The 20136-nt window shown below is 68.5% G+C and carries 15 protein-coding genes; 13 read left to right on the top strand and 2 right to left on the bottom strand.

What is annotated here, in order from left to right; genetic code table 11:
• Positions 1 to 187: 187 nt before the first annotated feature.
• The 3 genes from J2847_RS21950 (at position 188) to J2847_RS21940 (ending at position 4961) form a co-directional block, all read left to right on the top strand.
• Complete coding sequence (locus J2847_RS21950) at positions 188 to 1186, top strand: bile acid:sodium symporter family protein (RefSeq protein WP_209780959.1); 999 nt, start codon at positions 188 to 190, stop codon at positions 1184 to 1186.
• Positions 1187 to 1289: 103 nt separating this feature from the next.
• Complete coding sequence (locus J2847_RS21945) at positions 1290 to 1781, top strand: winged helix-turn-helix transcriptional regulator (protein WP_085554514.1); 492 nt, start codon at positions 1290 to 1292, stop codon at positions 1779 to 1781.
• A 213-nt stretch (positions 1782 to 1994) separates the two neighbouring features.
• Positions 1995 to 4961, top strand: coding sequence for a methyl-accepting chemotaxis protein (locus tag J2847_RS21940; RefSeq protein ID WP_209780958.1), 2967 nt, complete (start codon positions 1995 to 1997; stop codon positions 4959 to 4961).
• 133 nt (positions 4962 to 5094) lie between these two features.
• On the opposite strand, the gene J2847_RS21935 is transcribed toward J2847_RS21940, so the two are convergent.
• Positions 5095 to 5667, bottom strand: a complete 573-nt coding sequence (locus tag J2847_RS21935; RefSeq protein WP_209780957.1) for a TetR/AcrR family transcriptional regulator — start codon at positions 5665 to 5667, stop codon at positions 5095 to 5097.
• A gap of 39 nt (positions 5668 to 5706) precedes the next feature.
• Positions 5707 to 7380: an AMP-binding protein gene (locus J2847_RS21930; RefSeq protein WP_209780956.1), complete on the bottom strand. Its 1674-nt coding sequence runs from the start codon at positions 7378 to 7380 to the stop codon at positions 5707 to 5709.
• Positions 7381 to 7640: 260 nt separating this feature from the next.
• On the opposite strand from J2847_RS21930, the gene J2847_RS21925 reads away from it, so the two are divergent.
• From J2847_RS21925 to J2847_RS21880, 10 genes are all read left to right on the top strand, one after another.
• Positions 7641 to 8477 carry an ABC transporter ATP-binding protein gene (locus J2847_RS21925; protein ID WP_209780955.1) on the top strand — a complete coding sequence of 279 codons (837 nt, stop codon included), beginning with the start codon at positions 7641 to 7643 and terminating at the stop codon, positions 8475 to 8477.
• A complete protein-coding gene (locus tag J2847_RS21920; protein ID WP_233474695.1) occupies positions 8477 to 10426 on the top strand; it encodes a long-chain fatty acid--CoA ligase in 1950 nt (649 codons plus the stop codon). The genes J2847_RS21925 and J2847_RS21920 overlap by 1 nt, the downstream gene beginning before the upstream one ends.
• A gap of 214 nt (positions 10427 to 10640) precedes the next feature.
• Positions 10641 to 11528 (top strand): branched-chain amino acid ABC transporter permease, encoded by an 888-nt coding sequence (locus tag J2847_RS21915; protein WP_085554520.1) that lies wholly within the window; start codon positions 10641 to 10643, stop codon positions 11526 to 11528.
• 7 nt (positions 11529 to 11535) lie between these two features.
• Positions 11536 to 12609, top strand: coding sequence for a branched-chain amino acid ABC transporter permease (locus tag J2847_RS21910; RefSeq protein WP_209780954.1), 1074 nt, complete (start codon positions 11536 to 11538; stop codon positions 12607 to 12609).
• Positions 12610 to 12794: 185 nt separating this feature from the next.
• Positions 12795 to 14090 (top strand): ABC transporter substrate-binding protein, encoded by a 1296-nt coding sequence (locus J2847_RS21905; protein WP_209780953.1) that lies wholly within the window; start codon positions 12795 to 12797, stop codon positions 14088 to 14090.
• 76 nt (positions 14091 to 14166) lie between these two features.
• Positions 14167 to 15012 (top strand): ABC transporter ATP-binding protein, encoded by an 846-nt coding sequence (locus J2847_RS21900; protein ID WP_233474694.1) that lies wholly within the window; start codon positions 14167 to 14169, stop codon positions 15010 to 15012.
• Positions 15013 to 15060: 48 nt separating this feature from the next.
• Entirely contained in the window at positions 15061 to 16290 is a 1230-nt protein-coding gene (locus J2847_RS21895) for a phenylacetate--CoA ligase family protein (protein ID WP_209780952.1), read from the top strand.
• A gap of 118 nt (positions 16291 to 16408) precedes the next feature.
• Positions 16409 to 17581, top strand: a complete 1173-nt coding sequence (locus tag J2847_RS21890) for an isovaleryl-CoA dehydrogenase (RefSeq protein WP_209780951.1) — start codon at positions 16409 to 16411, stop codon at positions 17579 to 17581.
• A gap of 56 nt (positions 17582 to 17637) precedes the next feature.
• A complete protein-coding gene (locus tag J2847_RS21885) occupies positions 17638 to 18825 on the top strand; it encodes an acetyl-CoA C-acyltransferase (protein WP_209780950.1) in 1188 nt (395 codons plus the stop codon).
• A gap of 162 nt (positions 18826 to 18987) precedes the next feature.
• A complete protein-coding gene (locus J2847_RS21880; RefSeq protein WP_209780949.1) occupies positions 18988 to 20121 on the top strand; it encodes an acyl-CoA dehydrogenase family protein in 1134 nt (377 codons plus the stop codon).
• The last annotated feature ends 15 nt before the right edge of the window (positions 20122 to 20136 follow it).

Below are 20136 nucleotides of genomic sequence, written 5' to 3'. Positions count from 1 at the left end.
ATTCGCCATCAATGTTTTTTGCCTGGCAGACAATTGACGGAACCCGTTGGGCGCCCCGCGGGGGCCGGGCCCCTCGTCAAGGCAGCCATGCGCCCGCAACCGCACCTGGATTGTGCGCTGCACCCTTCCCAGACGCGGCGTGGCGCGTTACATCGCTGGGGATCGCTGTATTCCGGAGTTCCATACGATGATCCGCGTGCCCCGCCCGAACCTCGATGGTTTCACGCTGGCCCTGCTGGCGACGGTCGGGCTCGCGAGTCTCCTGCCGCTCCAGGGTGCCGCCGCCGACGGGGTTCACTGGGTTGCCGAGGCCGCCATCGCGCTGCTGTTCTTCCTGCACGGCGCCCGGCTTCCGCGCGAGGAGGTGACGGCTGGCCTCTCGCACTGGCGGCTGCATCTGCTGATCGTCTCCCTGACCTTCCTGGCCTTCCCGCTGATCGGCTGGCTGGTGGTGGAGACGATGCCGGAACGGCTGCTGCCGCCGGCGCTCGCCATCGGGGTGCAGTTCCTCTGCCTGCTGCCCTCGACGGTGCAGTCCTCCATCGCCTTCACCTCGATGGCGCGGGGCAACGTCGCGGCGGCGGTGTGCAGCGCCACCCTGTCCAACATCGCCGGCATCCTGATGACCCCGCTGCTGGTCGCGCTGTTCCTCAAGGCGCAGGGCGGCGGTTTCTCGCTGGACGCGATCCAGACCATCGTCGTCCAGCTTCTGCTGCCCTTCGTCGCCGGGCAGCTTCTGCGCCGCTGGGTCGGCGCCTGGGCGGCGCGGCACAAGGGCCTGCTGAAGGTGACCGACCGCGGCTCGATCCTGCTGGTCGTCTACATCGCCTTCAGCGAGGCGGTGGTCGGCGGCCTCTGGACCCAGGTGCCGCCGGAGGCGCTGGCGATGGTCGTGCTGGTCGATTGCGCGATCCTGGCGCTGTTCCTGGTCGGCACGACGCTGCTCAGCCGCCGCCTCGGCTTCTCGACCGCCGACGAGACGGCCATCGTCTTCTGCGGCTCGAAGAAGTCGCTGGTCAGCGGCGTGCCGATGGCCGGCGTGCTGTTCGCGCCGGCCACCGCCGGCCTCGTGCTGCTGCCGGTGATGATCTTCCACCAGATCCAGCTCATGGTCTGCGCCGTGCTGGCCCGCCGCTACGCCGACCGCGAGGCGGCGGAGCGCGACGCCCTGCCGGCGGCTTCCTGAGCCGGCTTTCGCGCGTTTCCGGACATAATCCGCTTCACCCATGATGAAACTGAATTTATAAGATTTGATCAGGGTATCGTCCGAAGAAAGTTTGACGCCGACCATGGACCGCAGCCTCGATGCCACCGACCTGAAGATCCTGCGCGAGTTGCAGGAGGACGGGCGCCTCAGCAACGTCGAGCTGGCCCGCCGCATCAACCTCAGCCCGGCCGCCTGCCTGGAGCGCGTGAAGCGCTTGCAGAACGACGGGGTGATCCAGCGCTACGTCGCGCTGCTCGACCCGCACCGGCTCGATTCCGGCATGCTGGTCTTCGTCGAGGTCGTGCTGGACCGCACCACCCCGGACAATTTCGACGACTTCAAGGGCACGGTCCTGCGCATGCCGCAGATCATGGAGTGCCACATGGTGGCCGGCGGCTTCGACTATCTGGTCAAGGCCCGCGTCCGCGACATGAACGAGTACCGGCTGTTCCTGGGCGAACTGCTGTCCACCGCGCGCGGCGTGCGCGAAACCCACACCTACGCGGTGATGGAGGAGGTGAAGAGCGTCACCGCCATCCCGCTCGACGGCCTGCTGCGCCAGCAACAAAATTGACAAGGACCTGAAGGCTTCTCATTTTGCGAGGAACTGCCGTTCCCGGACGCAAAGTGAGACGAGCGATCCTGTCGCGCATGTCTCCTTTTTCCGTCAAGGCCTTGCGGTGCTTTTCCTTTCAGGCGCCGGCCGCACGGTACGCCGTTTGCAGTGGGCCGGGCGACCGGCGGGCCGCCGCCGGCCGTGGGGAAATGGCTGGAGCGGAATGGTGCCATGCGTGTGAACACACCGATCACCGACAAAGAAGTGCTGATGGCGGACGGCGTGCCGCTGGTGTCCCGCACCGATCCGGGCGGGCGCATCACCTTCGTCAACAAGGCGTTCGCCGAGATCAGCGGTTTTCCCGAGCATGAGCTGATCGGCGCTCCCCACAACCTCGTCCGCCACCCAGACATGCCAAAGGAGGCCTTCGCCGACCTGTGGGAGACCATCAAGGGCGGGAAGCCCTGGGAAGGGCTGGTGAAGAACCGCACCAGGTCCGGCGATTTCTACTGGGTGCGGGCCAACGTCACGCCGGTGGTCGAGGGCGGGGTGGTGACGGGCTACATCTCGATCCGCTCCAAACCGTCGCGCGAGGAGGTCGCGGCGGCCGGATCCCTCTACGCGCGGATGCGCGCCGGCACCGCCGGGGTGGCGCTGGCCGGGGGCGAGCTGGTCCACCGCAAGGCGCCGGTGCGGGCGCTGCTGGCGGTGCGCGACAGCATCGCCGCGCGGCTGACGGCGGTGTTCGGCCTGCTGATCCTGGCGGTGCTGCTGGCCGGCTGGCTGGGGCTGGCCGGCATGTCCGATTCCAACGCCTCGCTGCGCACGGTGTACGAGGACCGCACGGTTCCCGCCTACCAGATCGGCGAGATCCTGAACCACGCCCGCGCCAACCAGCAGATCCTGACCGACCTCGTCATCGAGGTGCGCGACGGCGTGTCCGCCGCCGACGTGGCCAGGCAGGCACGGGCGATCGACGACAACCTCGGCGTGATGCAGCGGCTGCTGACCGGCTATCTGGCGGCCCGCCTGACCGCGCAGGAGACGGCGCTCGCCGACCGCTACCGGACGCTGAGCGCCGCCTACGGCCGCGACGCCATCCAACCGGCGGTGACGCTGGCGCGGGAGGGCAACTCGCTGGCGCTGGAAACCCACATGCGCGGCCAGGTGAAGCCGCTGTTCGCCCAGTTGCAGGAAACCGCCGGCGCGCTGCTGGAGCTTCAGGTCCGCGTGGCGAAGGAGGCGTATGAATCCGCCGCGTCCGAATACCGGACCCGCGTGGCGGAGATGATCGCCGCCGCCCTGCTGAGCTGCGTGCTGGCGGCGCTGTCCGGCTGGTTGATCCTGCGCATGGTGCGCCGCCCGCTGGCGACCCTGGAGACGACCTACGCCGGCATCGCCGCCGGCAACCTCACCGCGCCGATGGACCCGGTCCGCGTCGCCGAGTTCCGGCGGGTGGCGTCCGAACTGCGCGCCATGAAGGCCAAGCTCGCCTACGGCCTGTACGAGAAGCAGGAACTGGAGGCCCGCCAGAAGGAGCTGACCCGCCAGACCCTGCTGGAAACCTGCAAGGCCATCGAGGACGATCTCGACGCCACCTGGATCGGCGTCGAACAGGCCGGCCGGCGCGCCGGCGACGGCCTCCGGCATCTCACCGACTCCCTCGGCGTGGTGCGTGAGAACACGGTGGTGGTGTCCGCCGCCGCCGAGCAGGCGAGCGCCAACGCCTCCTCCGTCGCCGCCGCGACCGAGGAGCTGAATTCGGCTGGCCACGAGATCGCCCGCCAGGCGGCGCGCTCCAGCGAGGTGGCGCGGCGCGCGGTCGACAGCGCGCGCTTCTCCGCCTCGGCGATCGGCCGGATGGAGGTGGCGACCGAGGAGATCGCCAAGGTCGCCAACCTGATCAACGCCATCGCCGGCCAGACCAACCTGCTGGCATTGAACGCCACCATCGAGGCGGCCCGCGCCGGGGAGGCGGGGAAGGGCTTCGCGGTCGTCGCCGGCGAGGTGAAGAATCTGGCGGGGCAGACCGCGCGGGCGACCGGCGACATCGCCCGCCAGATCGACGAGCTGAAGGAGGCGGTGGAAGGCAGCGTGTCGGCCATCCAGACGGTGATCGGGGTGATCGAGGAGATCGACCAGGCCGCCGCCGCGGCCGCGGCCGCGGTGGAGGAGCAGTCCGCCGCCAACGGCGAGATCGGGCGCAGCGCCACCAACTCGGCCGACGGCGCCTCGCAGGTGTCGGGCAGCGTGCTGCGCATCCGCGACCAGACCGACGAGATCACCGCCGTCGCCGGCGACGTCAGCCGCCGCATGGCCGACACGCAGACGGCGGTGTCCAACCTGAAGCAGCGGCTGGTCATCGCGCTGCGCCAGTCGGTGGCCGGCGACCGCCGCACCTCCGACCGCATCCCCTGCGAGGAGGCGGTGACGCTGGCCGCCACCGCCGGCCGCTTCCCGGCGACCATGCTCGACCTGTCGCTCGACGGGCTGATGCTGGATCCCAGGGGGCTGCCGGCGCTGGCCGAGCAGACGCGGGTGACGATCGCGCTGCGCGACGTCGGCGACCTGCCGGCCATCGTCGCCGGCACCAGCGACCTCGGGCTGCATCTGGCGCTGGACGTCCTGCCCGCCGCCCAGGCCGTGGCGCTGGAGGCGGTCTACCGCCGGCTGATCGAGGGCGACAAGCCCTTCATCGAGACCGCCCAGCGGACGGCCGCGGCGCTGGCGGACGCGCTGGAGGCGAGCCTCGCCAAGGGCGCCATCAGCGAGGAGGCGCTGTTCTCGCCCGACCTGACGCCGATCCCCGGCAGCCTGCCGGAGCAGCACATGGCTCCCTTCACCGAGCTGACCGACCGGCTGTTCCCGGCGATCCAGGAGCCGGTGCTGTCCTCCAGCCCGCGCATCGAGTTCTGCGCGGCGGTCAACAGCGCCGGCTACCTGCCGACCCACAACGCCCGCTATTCCGAGGCGCAGCGGCCGGGCGAGGCCGACTGGAACGCCGGCCACGCGCGCAACCGCCGGATCTTCAGCGACCGGACCGGCCTCGCCGCCGCGCGCAACAACCGGCCTTTCCTGTTGCAGGCCTACCGCCGCGACCTGGGCGGCGGGCAGACGCTGCGGCTGAAGGAGGTCGACGCCCCGATCATGGTGCGCGGCCGCGCCTGGGGCAGCCTGCGGCTGGCCTACCGGGCGTGAAAATCGACGCTCCCTCCGTCCTTTTCATCATGACCGGGCTTGCCCCGGTCATCCACGCGGAACCTTGAGGCTTGCCCGTGGATGCCCGTGCCAAGCACGGGCATGACGTGGTGGAAGAGAGAAGCGGCCTCCCTCAGCCCGCCGGGCCGCCCGGCACCGGCACCAGCACCGCGCCGCAGATCGCCTGCACCGTTTCGGCCCGCTCGGCCGCCGATTGGCGGGCCAGCAGCCCCTGGCCGAAGGCGAAGGCGTAGAACAGGTAGGCGCGGGCGAAGGCCTGGTCGGGCGGCAGGCCCAGCGCCGCGAACAGGTCGCCGACGCAGCGCAGCCGCTCGCGGTCGACCTCGGCGACGACGCCCTCCGCCTCCGGGGCGCGGCGGGCCCAGTCGCGCACCGCCAGCTCGATCGCCATGCCGCGCGGGTTGTTGCCGCCGTAGAGCGCCAGCAGGTCGTGGAGCTGGCGGGTCGGCTCGCGGCCGTCCAGCCGGGTCTGTTCCTTGATCGCGGCGATGCGGCCCTGCTTCCAGCTGTCCAGCAGGGCGTTCATTAGGTCGGTGCGGTCGCGGAAATGCCAGTAGAAGCTGCCCTTGGTGACCTTCAGCGTCTTCGCCAGCAGCTCGACCCGCACCTTCTCGACCCCGCCCTCGGCCAGCGCCGAGAAGGCGGCGGCCAGCCAGGAGTCGCGGTTCTTCGTTCTTGCTTCCATCGTGCCGCTCACCCGCCGATTCCTCGTCCCGCCACGCGCCTACTCCCCTTCCTGCATCAGGATGGCGTCGGAAGCCCGCCCGCGATAGTGGATGTTGCCGTCGCCGTCAAGAAAGGCCCAGTCGCCGGTCAGGTAATAGCGCCGGCCGTGGCGGAAGCGCCGGGCGGTGCGCTCCGGGTCGTTGGCGTAATCCTCGAACCAGAAGAGCGGCGACCGGTCGACGTCGATGGCGATCTCTCCGGCGCCGCCGACCGGCGCCTCGGCGCCGTCCTTGTCGAGCACGACGACGCGGTAGCCCGGCATCGGCCGCCCGAGCGACCCGTCGCCGGGGCGGCTGGAATCGTCGGGGTCGTAGCGGTTGACGATGAAGATGCCGGTCTCGCGCTGGCCGTACTGGTCGAGCAGCGGCACCTTCACCGTGCGGTTGGCCCAGGCGATCAGGTCGGCCGGCAGCGGCTCGCCCACCACCGACAGGATGCGCAGGGCGAACTGCTGGGTCACGCCGGGGTCGGCGCCGTGCCACGCGCGGATCTGCGACGGCGCGGCGGTCAGGTTGGTGACGCCGAACTTGGTCAGCATCCGGTAGCCCTGGCGCACGTCGTAGGGGCCGTCGCAGAAGATCGTCGTCCGCCCGAGCAGCAGCGGCCCGACCAGCCCGTAATAGACTCCGTAGGCCCAGCCGGGATCGGCCATGTTCCAGTAAATGTCGTCGTCGCGCAGGTCGAGGCCGACGCGCATGTACTGCTCGATGCCCGACAGCGCCTTGACCGGCAGCGGCACGCCGAGCGGCGTCGGCTCCGATTCGGAGGTGTAGATCAGGGCGAAGGCGTCGCCCTCGCGGTAGCCGGCGACCCCGGTCCGCGGCTCGGCGGCGTGCAGGGACGACCAGAAGGGGGTGATTTCGGGGCCGAACGCCTCGTCGCCCTCGACCGCCGCGACGGGCCGCGCGTTGTCGCGCGGCACCTTGCGGCGCAGGAAACCGTTGGTGACGATGGCGCGGGCGTCGCTGTCGGCCAGCCGGTAGGCGACCGCCGAGGCGGTGTAGGTGGCGAACAGCGGCATGTAGACGCCGCCGAGCCGCCAGATCGCCAGCGCCGCGATCAGCAGCTCCGGCCCCTTGGGCAGCAGCACCGCAACGCGGTCGCCGGGGCCGACCCCCATGCCGGCCAGCACCGTGGCGAAGCGCGCCGAATCGCGGGCGAGGCGGGCGAAGCTGAGTTCGGTGGTCTGGCCGGCGACGCTCTCGTGCAGCAGGGCGGCCCGCGCCCCGTCGGCGGCGCGGACATGGCGGTCGCACAGCAGGGTCGCCAGCGGGATCGAGTCGCCCCGGTATTCCGCCCGCAGGAAGGCCGAGGCGCGCACCGCGATCTCCGGCTGCGGCGGGGCGGGAGTCAACTCGGCGGCTGCGGCGGCGGGGACGGGCAGGGGCGGCGGGCGGTGCCGCGCGGCGGCCAGATCGCCCAGCTCCACCAGATCGGGTCCGAGATGGTAGCGGCGGCTGCGCCCATCCTGCTCGACCAGCCCTTCGCGGGCCAGCGCGATCAGCAGACGGTGCGCCGTGCCTTTCGACAACCTCGCCCCCGTCATCAGATCGGCCAGCCGCGCGCCGTCCTCGCCGGACGCGGCGACGCCGCGCAGGAGGGCGATGGCGCGTTCGATGCTCTGGGTGCCGCCGGATGCGGCGGGGGTCGGGCTTTCGGTGTCGGTCATCATGAAGGTCCATAATATGGACTGACCGACGCCTTGTCCCCTGAAAAAACATGCGTCGGCGGAATGTCAGTGTTGATAACAGAACGGATCACGGTATATAGTGCCCGTGTTGCCCCAAGAGAGGTCCACAATATGGACCCAACCGGCCGAACAAGAGCCGGCGCAGGCGTTCGAGAACAGCCGAACCAACAGCAACGGAGGAGGAAATGTCCGGCGCGCCCGTCGCAACGCACCGTGGCTCTGCCCAGCCGGCCCCCGGGAACATGGAAAGCTCCGCCCAGGCGGAGACCATTTTCGAGGCCAGGGGCGTCAATCTGCGCTTCGGTGGCGTGCAGGCCCTGACCGACGTCAGCTTCGGCATCCGCAAGGGTGAGTTGTTTTCCATCATCGGACCGAACGGTGCGGGCAAGACCTCGATGGTCAACTGCATCTCCGGCCGCTACAAGCCGACCGACGGCAAGGTCTATTTCAAGGGCCGCGACGTGACGGGGATGACCCCGAACCACCGCGCCTCGCTGGGCATCGGCCGCACCTTCCAGAATCTGGCGCTGTTCGGGCACATGACCGTGCTCGACAACATCATGGTCGGCCGCCACCACCTGCTGAAGAACAACTTCCTGACCGGCTCGCTCTACTGGCTGACCGGCGCCCGCAAGGAAGAGCTGGCGCACCGCCGCGAGGTGGAGGAGATCATCGATTTCCTCGAAATCCAGCATGTCCGCAAGGCCACCGCCGGGACGCTGTCCTACGGGCTGCGCAAGCGGGTCGAGCTGGCCCGCGCCATCGCGCTGAAGCCCGACCTGATCCTGCTCGACGAGCCGATGGCCGGCATGAACCTGGAAGAGAAGGAGGACATGGCCCGCTACATCGTCGACCTCAACGAGGAGTTCGGCATGACCGTGGTCATGATCGAGCACGACATGGGCGTGGTCATGGACATCTCGCACCGGGTGATGGTGCTGGAGTTCGGCAAGAAGATCGCCGAGGGCAAGCCCGAGGAAGTGCTGGCCAACCCGCGCGTCCGCCGCGCCTATCTGGGCGAGGACGACGAGGAAGAGGCGGCCCCGGCCGCCAACAGCGTCCGCAAGGAGGTCGCGTGATGGCCGGAAACGCTCCCATGTCGCTGCCCGACCTGAAAATCCACGACACGCTGCCCAAGCTGGTGACCTTGCACGCCCGCGACCATGGCAGCGAGATCGCCATGCGCGAGAAGGATTTCGGCATCTGGCGGACCTTCACCTGGTCCGACGTCCACGCCCGCGTGCGCGCCTTCGCGCTCGGCCTGACCAAGCTCGGCGTCGTGCCGGGCGAGGTGGTCGGGCTGCTCGGCGACAACCGGCCGGACTGGGTGATGGGCGAGGTGGCGACCCACGCGCTGCGCGGCTACAGCCTGGGCATCTACCGCGACGCGCTCGACGAGGAGGTCGCCTACCTCATCACCTACGCCGACGTGAAGGTCGTCTTCGCCGAGGACGAGGAGCAGGTCGACAAGCTGCTGAACCTCGCCGAACGGCTGCCGACGCTCAAGCACATCATCTATTCCGACCCGCGCGGCATGCGCAAATACACCGACCCGCGCCTGCTGCCGGCGACCGAGCTGGTGGCGATGGGCGAGGCGCTGCACGCGCAGCAGCCGAACCTCTACGAGACGATGGTCGCCGCGACCAAGGGCGACGAGGTGGCGATCCTCTGCACCACGTCCGGCACCACGTCGAACCCGAAGATGGCGATGCTGCCGGCGGGCAGCCTGATCCGCCACGTCGCCAGCTACCTATCGGTCGACCCCAAGGGGCCGGAGGACGAATACGTCTCGGTCCTGCCGATGTCCTGGATCATGGAGCAGGTCTACGCGGTCGGCATGGGCATGGTGTCGCGCATGCGCGTGAACTTCGTCGAGGAAGCCGAGACGATGATGCACGACTTCCGCGAGATCGGGCCGAGCTTCGTGCTGTTCGCGCCGCGCCTGTGGGAGGCCATCGCCGCCGACGTGCGCGCCCGCATGATGGACGCCTCGCCTTTCAAGCAGAAGATGTTCGAGCTGGGCATGAAGCTGGGGCTGGAGGCGCTGGCCAAGGGGGAGCGCTCGGCCGTCGCCGACCGCATCCTGTTCAAGGCGCTGCGCGACCGTCTGGGCTTCACCAACCTGAAGTCGGCCGCCACCGGCGGTGCGGCGCTGGGGCCGGACACCTTCAAGTTCTTCCAGGCGCTCGGCGTGCCGCTGCGCCAGATCTACGGCCAGACCGAGACGATGGGCGCCTACACCGTCCACCGCGCCGGCGACGTGGATTTCGACACGGTCGGCGTGCCCTTCGACGATGGCGTGCAGGTGAAGGTGATCGACCCCGACCACAACGGCGTCGGCGAGATCGTCACCACCCACCCCAACATGTTCGCCGGCTATTACAAGAACGAGACGGCGACCGTCGCCGACATGCGCGACGGCTGGATGCACACCGGCGACGCCGGCTATTTCGACAAGAAGGGCCATCTGGTCATCATCGACCGCATCAAGGACATCGCGACCACCGCTGGGGGAGACCGCTTCAGCCCGCAATACATCGAGAACAAGCTGAAGTTCTCGCCGTACGTGGCCGAGGCGGTGATCCTGGGCGACAAGCGCGATTACCTGTCGGCGATGATCTGCATCCGGCTGTCGATCCTGTCCAAATGGGCGGAGAAGAACCGGATCGCCTTCACGACCTACGCCGATTTGTCCTCGCGGCCCGAGGTCTACGAGCTGCTGCGCACCGAGGTCGAGCGGGTGAACGCCACGCTGCCCGAGGCCCAGCGCATCGCCAAGTTCCTGCTGCTCTACAAGGAGCTGGACGCCGACGACGGCGAGCTGACCCGCACCCGCAAGGTGCGCCGCAGCGTCATCGGCGAGAAGTACGGGACGATCATCGAGGCGATGTACGCCGGCCAGCCGAAGATCGACGTCGACACGATGATCTCCTTCCAGGACGGCACCAAGCAGCGCATCCGCACCACGCTGACCGTCATCGACCTCGTGCCGGGCAAGGCGGCCAAGCCCCAGCCGGTCGCGGCGTGACGCGGCTCATGCAGACAGGAAAAACCCCTCTCCCCCCCGGGGAGAGGATGGGTGAGGGGGATCCGCCTGCCGGACGCTTCTCGCCACCGATCCCCCTCACCCTAACCCTCTCCCCACCTTTCGGCGAAGCTTCGCTTCGCCTGTCGGCATCGCAAGCTGCGCTTGCGATTGGGGGGAGAGGGGTACACAAGACCCACCTCGGCGAGGCCACGCCATGACCCTTCTGTTCCAGCTTCTCGTCAACGGCCTGATCGTCGGCGCGCTGTACGGCGTGGTCGCCATGTCGTTCGTGCTGATCTACAAGGCCAGCCGCATCGTCAACTTCGCGCAGGGCGAGTTCCTGCTGATCGGCGCCTGGACCTGCTGGTGGCTGCTGACCTCCTGGCAGCTTCCCTTCTGGATCGGCTTCCCGATCACGCTCGTCTTCATGCTGGTCTTCGGCATCGTCCTCCAGGTCGTCGTGCTGCGGCCGATGATCGGCGAGCCGATCATCTCGGTCATCATGGTCACCATCGGCCTGTCGATCGTCTTCCAGGCGGCGATGAAGTGGATGTTCGGTGTCTTCGCCAAGCCCTTCCCGCCGATCTTCGCCCACGCCACCATGGACATCTTCGGGCTCCAGGTGCAGACGGTCTACGTCGTCTCGCTCGGCATCTCGATCCTGATCATGGCCGGCTTCGGCTGGTTCTTCAAATACTCGCGGCTGGGGCTGGCGATGCGGGCGACCGCCTTCGACCAGCAGGTGGCGCAGTCGCTCGGCATCTCGGTGCGCCAGATGTTCGCGATGAGCTGGGCCATCTCCGCCATGGTCTCGGCGGTGGCGGGCGTCACCGTCGGCGTCGTCAACGGCGTGTCCTCGGCGCTCTCCTTCTTCGGCATCAAGGTCTTCCCGGCGGTGATCCTCGGCGGGCTCGACAGCGTCATCGGCGCCGTCGTCGGCGGCCTGATCGTCGGCGTGCTGGAGAATGTCGCCCACTATCTGGACAGCCAATGGCTGAACTGGGGCAACATGTACGAGATCGCCCCCTTCTACGTCCTGATCGCCATCCTGATGATCAAGCCGTACGGCCTGTTCGGCACCAAAGACATCGAGCGCGTGTGAGGCCAAAATGGCGAACGTCAGCATCATTCCGAGCGGCGATTTCAAGACGTCCTACGGGACCGACACCACCATCTTCCCGACCAGGACCAGCCGCAACTTCGCGATCCTCGGCGTCGTCCTGCTGCTGGCCTGCCCGGCCTTCATGGACCGCTACTGGCTGAGCCTGCTGATCCAGATCGGCTATCTCGGCATCGCGGCGCTCGGCCTCAACATCCTGGTCGGCTTCACCGGCCAGATCTCGATCGGCCATTCCGCCTTCTTCGGCTTCGGCGCCTTCGCGTCGGCCTGGCTGAACAACCGCTGGGGCGTCCCGGTGGCGCTGGCCATCCCGCTGGCCGGCGTGCTGACCACCGGCGTCGGGCTGATCTTCGGCGTGCCGGCCGCAAGGCTGAAGGGCCTGTACCTCGCCATCGCGACGCTGGCGGCGCAGTACATCCTCCAGGACTTCTTCGGGCGAGCCGACTGGTTCACCGGCGGCAGCGCCGGCACCATCGCCGAGCCGCTGACCGTCTTCGGCTTCGCCTTCGACACCGACGAGCGCTACTTCTACGTCGTGCTGGTGGCGATGGTGGTGATGTACATTCTCGGCACCAACCTGATGCGGACCCGCGACGGCCGCGCCCTGGTGGCGGTGCGCGACCATTATCTCTCCGCCGAGATCATGGGCATCAACCTCACCAAGTACCGCACGATGTCCTTCGGCATCTCGGCCTTCTACGCCGGCATCGGCGGCGCGCTCTACGCCCATTACCTCCAGTTCGTCTCGGTCGAGAACTTCACCATCCTGTTCTCGATCCAGTTCCTCGGCATGATCATCATCGGCGGCCTGGGCTCGATCATGGGCACGCTGATGGGCACCGCCTTCATGGTGCTGCTGCCCGAGCTGATGCAGGCGCTCAGCAAGATGGTCAGCGGCACCGCCATCGACGTCGCGCTGAACCTGCGCGAGAACATCGCCTTCCTGCGCGAGATGTCGGTCGGAATCGTCATCATCCTCTTCCTGGTGTTCGAGCCCGATGGCCTCGCCCACCGCTGGAAGCAGATCAAGGCCTACTGGAAGCTCTACCCCTTCTCGCACTGATGTCCCACGCTCTCGACGGTCACCCCGCGTCCGTCATTCCCGCGAAGGCGGGAATCCAGACCCAGCCGAACGGATCGCTTTGGCAAAGCCTGGATCCCCGCCTTCGCGGGGATGACGGAAGCGGGGACATGCAAGGTTCACCCGGCATCCCCAACAAACAGAATCGAATAGGGAGTAAACGCAGCATGACGTTCCAAACCGGTTCGCTGAAGACCGCGCTGTTCGCCTCCGCCGCCGTCCTGCTGGGCAGCGTCGCCACCGCGCAGGCCGACATTCCGATCGGCCACCTCGCCGACCAGTCGGGCGGCACCTCGGACGTCGGCGTGCCCTACGCCCAGGGCGTGTCGGACGCGCTCGCCTACATCAATTCCAAGGGCGGCATCAACGGCACCAAGATGGCCGTCGACTCCGTCGATTACGGCTACCAGGCGCCGCGCGCCATCAGCCAGTACAAGAAATGGTCGTCGGGCAGCGACAAGATCGTCGCCCTCCAGGGCTGGGGCACCGCCGACACCGAGGCGCTGACCGCCTTCGTCGGCAAGGACGAGATCCCGGCCTATTCCGGCTCCTATTCCGGCCACCTGACCGACCCGACCGGCAAGGGCTCGCACGGCTCCAAGCCGGCCCCCTACAACTTCTTCTACGGCCCGTCCTACTCCGACAGCCTGCGCGGCATGCTGACCTGGGCGGCCGAGGACTGGAAGAAGAAGGGCGGTTCGGGCAAGCCGAAATACGTCCATATGGGCGCCAACCATCCCTACCCGAACGCGCCCAAGGACGCCGGCGAGCAGCTCGCCAAGGAACTCGGCTTCGACGTGCTGCCGGCGGTCCAGTTCGCGCTGACGCCGGGCGACTACACCGCCCAGTGCCTGACGCTGAAGGAGGCCGGCGCCAACTACGCCTATCTCGGCAACACCGCCGGCTCCAACATCTCGGTGCTGAAGGCCTGCCAGACGGTCGGCGCCAAGGTGCAGTTCATGGGCAACGTTTGGGGCATGGACGAGAACGCCGCCAAGGCCGCCGGCGCCGCCGCCGACGGCGTGGTGTTCCCGATGCGCACGGCGGTGACCTGGACCGGCGAAGCGCCGGGCATGGCGCTGATGAAGGACATCTCCAAGATGTCCGACGCGGCGGGCACCGCCTACCGCCCGGTGCACTACATGGCCGGCGTCTGCACCGCCTTCTACATGAAGGAGGCGCTGGACTGGGCGTCCAAGAACGGCGGCCTGAGCGGCCCGAACATCCGCAAGGCGATGTACCAGAAGAAGGACTGGGTGCCGGCCGGGCTGGAGGGCGTCTGCATCCCCTCGACCTGGACCGACACCGATCACCGCGGCATGACGGCGGTCAACATCTACCGCGCCTCGGTCAAGCCCGACACCGGCGCCAGCGTCGACGAGCTGGTGAAGAACGGCTCGATCAAGCTGGAGAAGATCACCACCGTCGACGTCCCGCGCAAGCCGGAATGGCTCGGCTGGTAAGCCGCTTGAGAAAGGCGCCCCCTTCGCCGGTTCCGGCGGAGGGGGCGGTCCCCGCCTCTTCCCCGTCAGGTGCCGCATGCTGAATCCCGCCACCGCCGCCGCTCCGGTCGCGCCGCCCGTCACGGCCGCCAAGAAGCTGATGCTGTCCGTCAACAACATCGAGGTCGTCTACAACGACGTCATCCTCGTGCTCCGCGGCCTCAGCCTGGAGGTGCCGGAGGGCGAGATCGTGGCCCTGCTGGGCGCCAACGGCGCCGGCAAGTCGACGACGCTGAAGGCGATCTCCGGCCTGCTGAAGACCGAGGACGGCGAGGTCACGCGCGGCGACATCACGTTTGCCGGCGAGCGCATCAACGGCATCGACCCCGACAAGATTGTCCGCAAGGGCATTTTCCAGGTGATGGAAGGCCGGCGCATCATCGCCGACATGACCTGTCTGGAGAATCTGCGCCTGGGCGCCTTCACCCGCCGCGACAACGGCGTGAAGGACGACCTCGACATGGTCTTCCAGTATTTCCCCCGTCTGAAGGAACGCACCGGGCTCGCCGGCTACCTTTCGGGCGGCGAGCAGCAGATGCTCGCCATCGGCCGCGCGATGATGGCCCGGCCGAAGCTGATCCTGATGGACGAGCCGAGCATGGGCCTGTCGCCGCTGATGGTGAAGGAGGTGTTCGGCATCATCCAGCAGATCAACAAGGATCTGGGTGTCACCATCCTGCTGGTCGAGCAGAACGCCCGCATGGCGCTCCAGGCCGCGACGCGCGGCTACATCATGGAGAACGGCAAGGTCGTGCTCGACGGAACCGCCGAGGAGCTGCGCAACAACGAGGACGTGAAGGAATTCTACCTCGGCGGCGGCAACGAGGAGCGCAAGAGCTTCAAGAACCTCAAGAGCTTCAAGCGGCGCAAGCGCTGGATTTGAGTGTCGAAGCGCCGCCCCCTCAACGGACGCCCCACCGGACGAACGACCATGACCGACTTCTACGACGCGCTCGAAACCCGTTCTTCCGACCAGCGCGAGGCCGAGCTGTTCGCGGCGCTGCCCGCCCACATCGCTCACGCCAAGGCCGCCGCCCCGCATTTCCGCCATCTGTTCGCCGACATCGACGCCGACGCCATCCGCGACCGCGCGGCGCTGGCGACCCTGCCGGTGACGCGCAAGGCGGATCTGATCGCGCTGCAACAGGCGGCGCCGCCCTTCGGCGGGCTGGCGGCGGTGGAGATCGGCCGGCTCGCCCGCGTCTTCGCCTCGCCCGGTCCGATCCACGATCCGGAGCCGCACGGCAAGGATCCCTGGCGCAGCGCCCGCGCGCTCTACGCCGCCGGCTTCCGCGCCGGCGATCTGGCGCACAACTGCTTCGCCTACCACCTGACCCCCGCCGGCTCGATGTTCGAGACGGGCGCGCACGCCATCGGCTGCGCCGTCATCCCGGCCGGCACCGGAAACACCGAGACGCAGGCCCAGGTCGTCGCCCATCTGAAGCCGCGCGGCTACATCGGCACGCCCGACTTCCTGAAGATCATCCTGGAGAAGGCCGACGCGCTTGGGCTCGACGCCTCCTCGATCCGAATCGCCAGCGTGTCGGGCGGGCCCTACCTGCCCGACGCCCGCGCCTTCTACGAGGCGCGCGGGGTGGACGTGTACCAGTGCTACGGCACGGCCGACCTCGGCATCGTCGCCTACGAAACCCCGGCCCGCGCCGGGCTGGTGGTCGACGAGAACGCCATCATCGAGATCGTCCGCCCCGGCACCGGCGACCCGGTGCCCGACGGCGAGGTCGGCGAGGTCGTCGTCACCATCTTCAACCCGGCCTACCCGCTGATCCGCTTCGCCACCGGCGATTTGTCGGCGGTGCTGCCGGGCGCCAGCCCCTGCGGGCGCACCAACATGCGCCTCAAGGGCTGGATGGGCCGCGCCGACCAGACCACCAAGGTCAAGGGCATGTTCGTCCACCCCAGCCAGGTGGCCGAGGTGCTGCGCCGCCACCCGCAGGTGGCGCGTGCCCGGCTGGTGGTCGGCCGCCAGGACGCCAGCGACACCATGCTGCTGCGCTGCGAGGCGGAGGAGAGCGGGGAGGGGTTGGCCGCCGCGATCCGCGACAGCCTCGCCACCGTCACCAAGCTGAAGGGGCTGGTCGAGTTCGTCGGCCCCGGAGCCCTGCCGAACGACGGCAAGGTGATCGACGACACGCGCGCCTGAACCAAGCGCGAGGGACAGGAATGCGGCGGGCGCAACCCCGCCGCCTCTTGCCATAGGTTTTGCCATACGGTAACGTATGGTCAACAAGCGGATGATTGCCGAGGGGAGCGAAACGCCCATGCTGTCCAACCAGTATCCCAGCCTGAATTTCGACCTCGGCGAGTCCGCCGACATGCTGCGCGATTCGGTGCGCAACTTCGCCGCCGCCGAGATCGCCCCGCTGGCCGCCGAGATCGACCGTTCCAACGAGTTCCCCAACCATCTGTGGCGCAAGATGGGCGACCTCGGCATCCTCGGCGTGACCGTGGAGGAGGAATACGGCGGCGCCGCCATGGGCTATCTGGAGCATGTCGTCGCGATGGAGGAGGTCTCCCGCGCGTCCGCCTCGGTGGGGCTCAGCTACGGCGCGCACTCGAACCTCTGCGTGAACCAGATCCGCAAGAACGGCACCGAGGAGCAGAAGCGCCGCTACCTGCCCAAGCTGATCTCCGGCGAGCACATCGGCGCGCTGGCGATGTCGGAGCCGAACGCCGGCTCGGACGTGGTGTCGATGAAGCTGCGCGCCGAGAAGAAGGGCGACCGCTATGTGCTGAACGGCACCAAGATGTGGATCACCAACGGGCCGGACGCCGACACGCTGGTGATCTACGCCAAGACCGATCTGGCCGCCGGCCCGCGTGGCATCACCGCCTTCCTGGTCGAGAAGGGCTTCAAGGGCTTCTCGGTGGCGCAGAAGCTCGACAAGCTCGGCATGCGTGGCTCCAACACCGGCGAGCTGGTGTTCGAGGATTGCGAGGTGCCGGAGGAGAACATCCTGGGCGGCGTCGGGCGCGGCGTGAACGTGCTGATGTCGGGGCTCGACTACGAGCGCGCGGTGCTGTCGGGCGGGCCGCTCGGCATCATGCAGGCCTGCATGGACATCGTGATTCCCTACCTGCACGACCGCAAGCAGTTCGGCCAGCCGATCGGCGAGTTCCAGCTGATGCAGGGCAAGCTGGCCGACATGTACACCATCATGAACGCCGCCAAGGCGTATGTGTACACGGTGGCCAAAGCCTGCGACCGCGGCGAGACCACCCGCAAGGACGCCGCCGCCGCCATCCTCTACTCGGCCGAAAAGGCGACCTGGATGGCGCTGGAGGCCATTCAAACCCTGGGCGGCAACGGCTACATCAACGAATACCCGACCGGCCGCCTGCTGCGCGACGCCAAGCTCTACGAGATCGGCGCCGGCACCAGCGAGATCCGGCGCATGCTGATCGGGCGCGAGCTGTTCAAGGAAACCGCGTGAGCGCCACGCGCCGTCAGGGCTGAAGAACCCATCCGAGGGAAGAGGAACCGAGCATCATGAGCACCGACAGCATCGTCATCGCCGCCGCCGCCCGCACGCCGATGGGCGGCTTCCAGGGCGACCTGCAAGGTCTGACCGGCCCGCAGCTGGGTGCCGCCGCCATCAAGGCAGCGCTGGAGCGCTCCGGCCTGCCGGCCGATTCGGTGGACGAGGTGTTCATGGGCTGCGTGCTGTCGGCCGGCGTCGGTCAGGCCCCGGCGCGCCAGGCGTCGCTCGGCGCCGGGCTGCCCAAGGCGGCCGGCTGCACGACCATCTCCAAGGTCTGCGGCTCGGGCATGCGGGCGGTGATGTTCGCCCACGACGTCATCAAGGCCGGCTCGGCCAGGGTGGTGGTGGCCGGCGGCATGGAGAGCATGTCGAACGCCCCCTATCTGCTCGACCGCGCGCGCGGCGGCTACCGCATGGGGCATGGCAAGGTGCTCGACCACATGTTCTTCGACGGTCTGGAGGACGCCTACGACAAGGGCCGCCTGATGGGCACCTTCGCCGAGGAGTGCGCCGGCTCCTACAGCTTCACCCGCGAGGCGCAGGACGCCTTCGCCATCGAGAGCCTGAACCGCGCCCGCAAGGCGACGGAGAACGGCTCCTTCGCGTCCGAGATCGTCCCGGTGACGGTCAAGGGCCGCAAGGGCGACACCATCGTCGACAAGGACGAGCAGCCACTGAAGGCCGACCCGGCCAAGATCCCGACGCTGAAGCCGGCCTTCGCCAAGGACGGCACGGTGACGGCGGCCAACGCCTCGTCGATCTCGGACGGCGGCGCCGCGCTGATCGTCACCACCCGCAGCGAGGCCGACAAGCGCGGCCTGCGGGTGATCGCCGAGATCAAGGGCCACGCCAACCACGCCCAGGCCCCGGCGCTGTTCACCACCGCCCCGGTCGGCGCCATGCGCACCCTGTTCGAGAAGACCGGCTGGAGCGCCGGCAGTGTCGATCTGTTCGAGATCAACGAAGCCTTCGCGGTCGTCACCATGGCGGCGATGCGCGACCTCGACCTGCCGCACGACAAGGTCAACGTGCATGGCGGCGCCTGCGCGCTCGGCCACCCGATCGGCGCCTCGGGTGCCCGCATCCTCGTGACGCTGCTGGCCGCGCTGGAGAAGTACGACCTGAAGCGCGGCGTCGCGAGCCTGTGCATCGGCGGCGGCGAGGCCACGGCCATCGCGGTCGAGCGGGTGGGCTGACACCTCCCTCTCCCCCTGTCCTTCTTCCCCTTCTCCCCCCCAGGGAGAGGGGCGGGGTGAGGGGGAACCGTCTGCCGGACGCTCGTCGCAGCGCAACCCCCTCACCCTAACCCTCTCCCCGGGGGGGAGAGGGGACCAAGAAGGAAGGGAAGAGGACACCCCATGCACCTGACCGAAGAACAGACCATGGTCCGCGACATGGCCCGCGCCTTCGCGCAGGACCGTCTCGCGCCCACCGCCGCCGAGCGTGACCGCAGCGGCGCCTTCCCCAAGGCGGAGCTCGCCGCGATGGGCGAACTCGGTCTGATGGGCATGCTGGTGCCGGAGGCGTTCGACGGCGCCGCCTCCGACCATGTCGCCTACGCGCTCGCCATCGAGGAGATCGCCGCCGGCGATGGCGCCGTCTCCACCATCATGAGCGTGCACAATTCGGTCGGCTGCATGCCCATCCTGAAGTTCGGCGACGCCGAGCAGAAGGAGCGCTTCCTGAAACCCATGGCGCGCGGCGAAAAGCTCGGCGCCTTCTGCCTGACCGAGCCGCAGGCCGGTTCCGACGCGTCCGCCATCAAGACCCGCGCCCGGCGCGACGGCAACCACTGGGTCCTCAACGGCACCAAGCAGTTCATCACCTCGGGCGCCAACGCCGACGTCGCCATCGTCTTCGCCGTCACCGACCCGGCGGCCGGCAAGAAGGGACTGACCGCCTTCATCGTGCCGACCGACACCCCCGGCTATCAGGTGGCCCGCACCGAGGAGAAGCTCGGCCAGCACTGCTCCGACACCTGCCAGATCGTCTTCGAGGACTGCCGCATCCCCGCCGACCTGATGCTGGGCGCCGAGGGCGGCGGTTACAAGGTGGCGCTGGCCAACCTGGAAGGCGGGCGCATCGGCATCGCCTCGCAGTCGGTCGGCATGGCGCGGGCGGCGCTCGACCACGCGGTGCGCTACGCCCAGGAGCGCCAGAGCATGGGCGTGCCGATCGTCCAGCATCAGGCGGTCGCCTTCCGGTTGGCCGACATGGCGACCCGCGTCGAGGCGGCCCGCCAGCTCGTGCTGCACGCCGCCTCCCTGCGCGACGCCGGAGTGCCCTGCATGAAGGAGGCGGCGATGGCCAAGCTGTTCGCGTCCGAGATGGCCGAGAAGGTCTGCTCCGACGCCATCCAGATCCATGGCGGCTACGGCTACTTGAACGACTTCCCGGTGGAGCGCATCTACCGCGACGTCCGCGTCTGCCAGATCTACGAGGGCACCAGCGACATCCAGCGGTTGGTCATCAGCCGCGCTCTGGTCCAGTAACCCGGTTTCAAGAAA

The organism is Azospirillum agricola (assembly GCF_017876095.1).
Lineage (GTDB): Bacteria > Pseudomonadota > Alphaproteobacteria > Azospirillales > Azospirillaceae > Azospirillum > Azospirillum agricola.
This window is presented reverse-complemented; position numbering and strand designations above follow the sequence as displayed.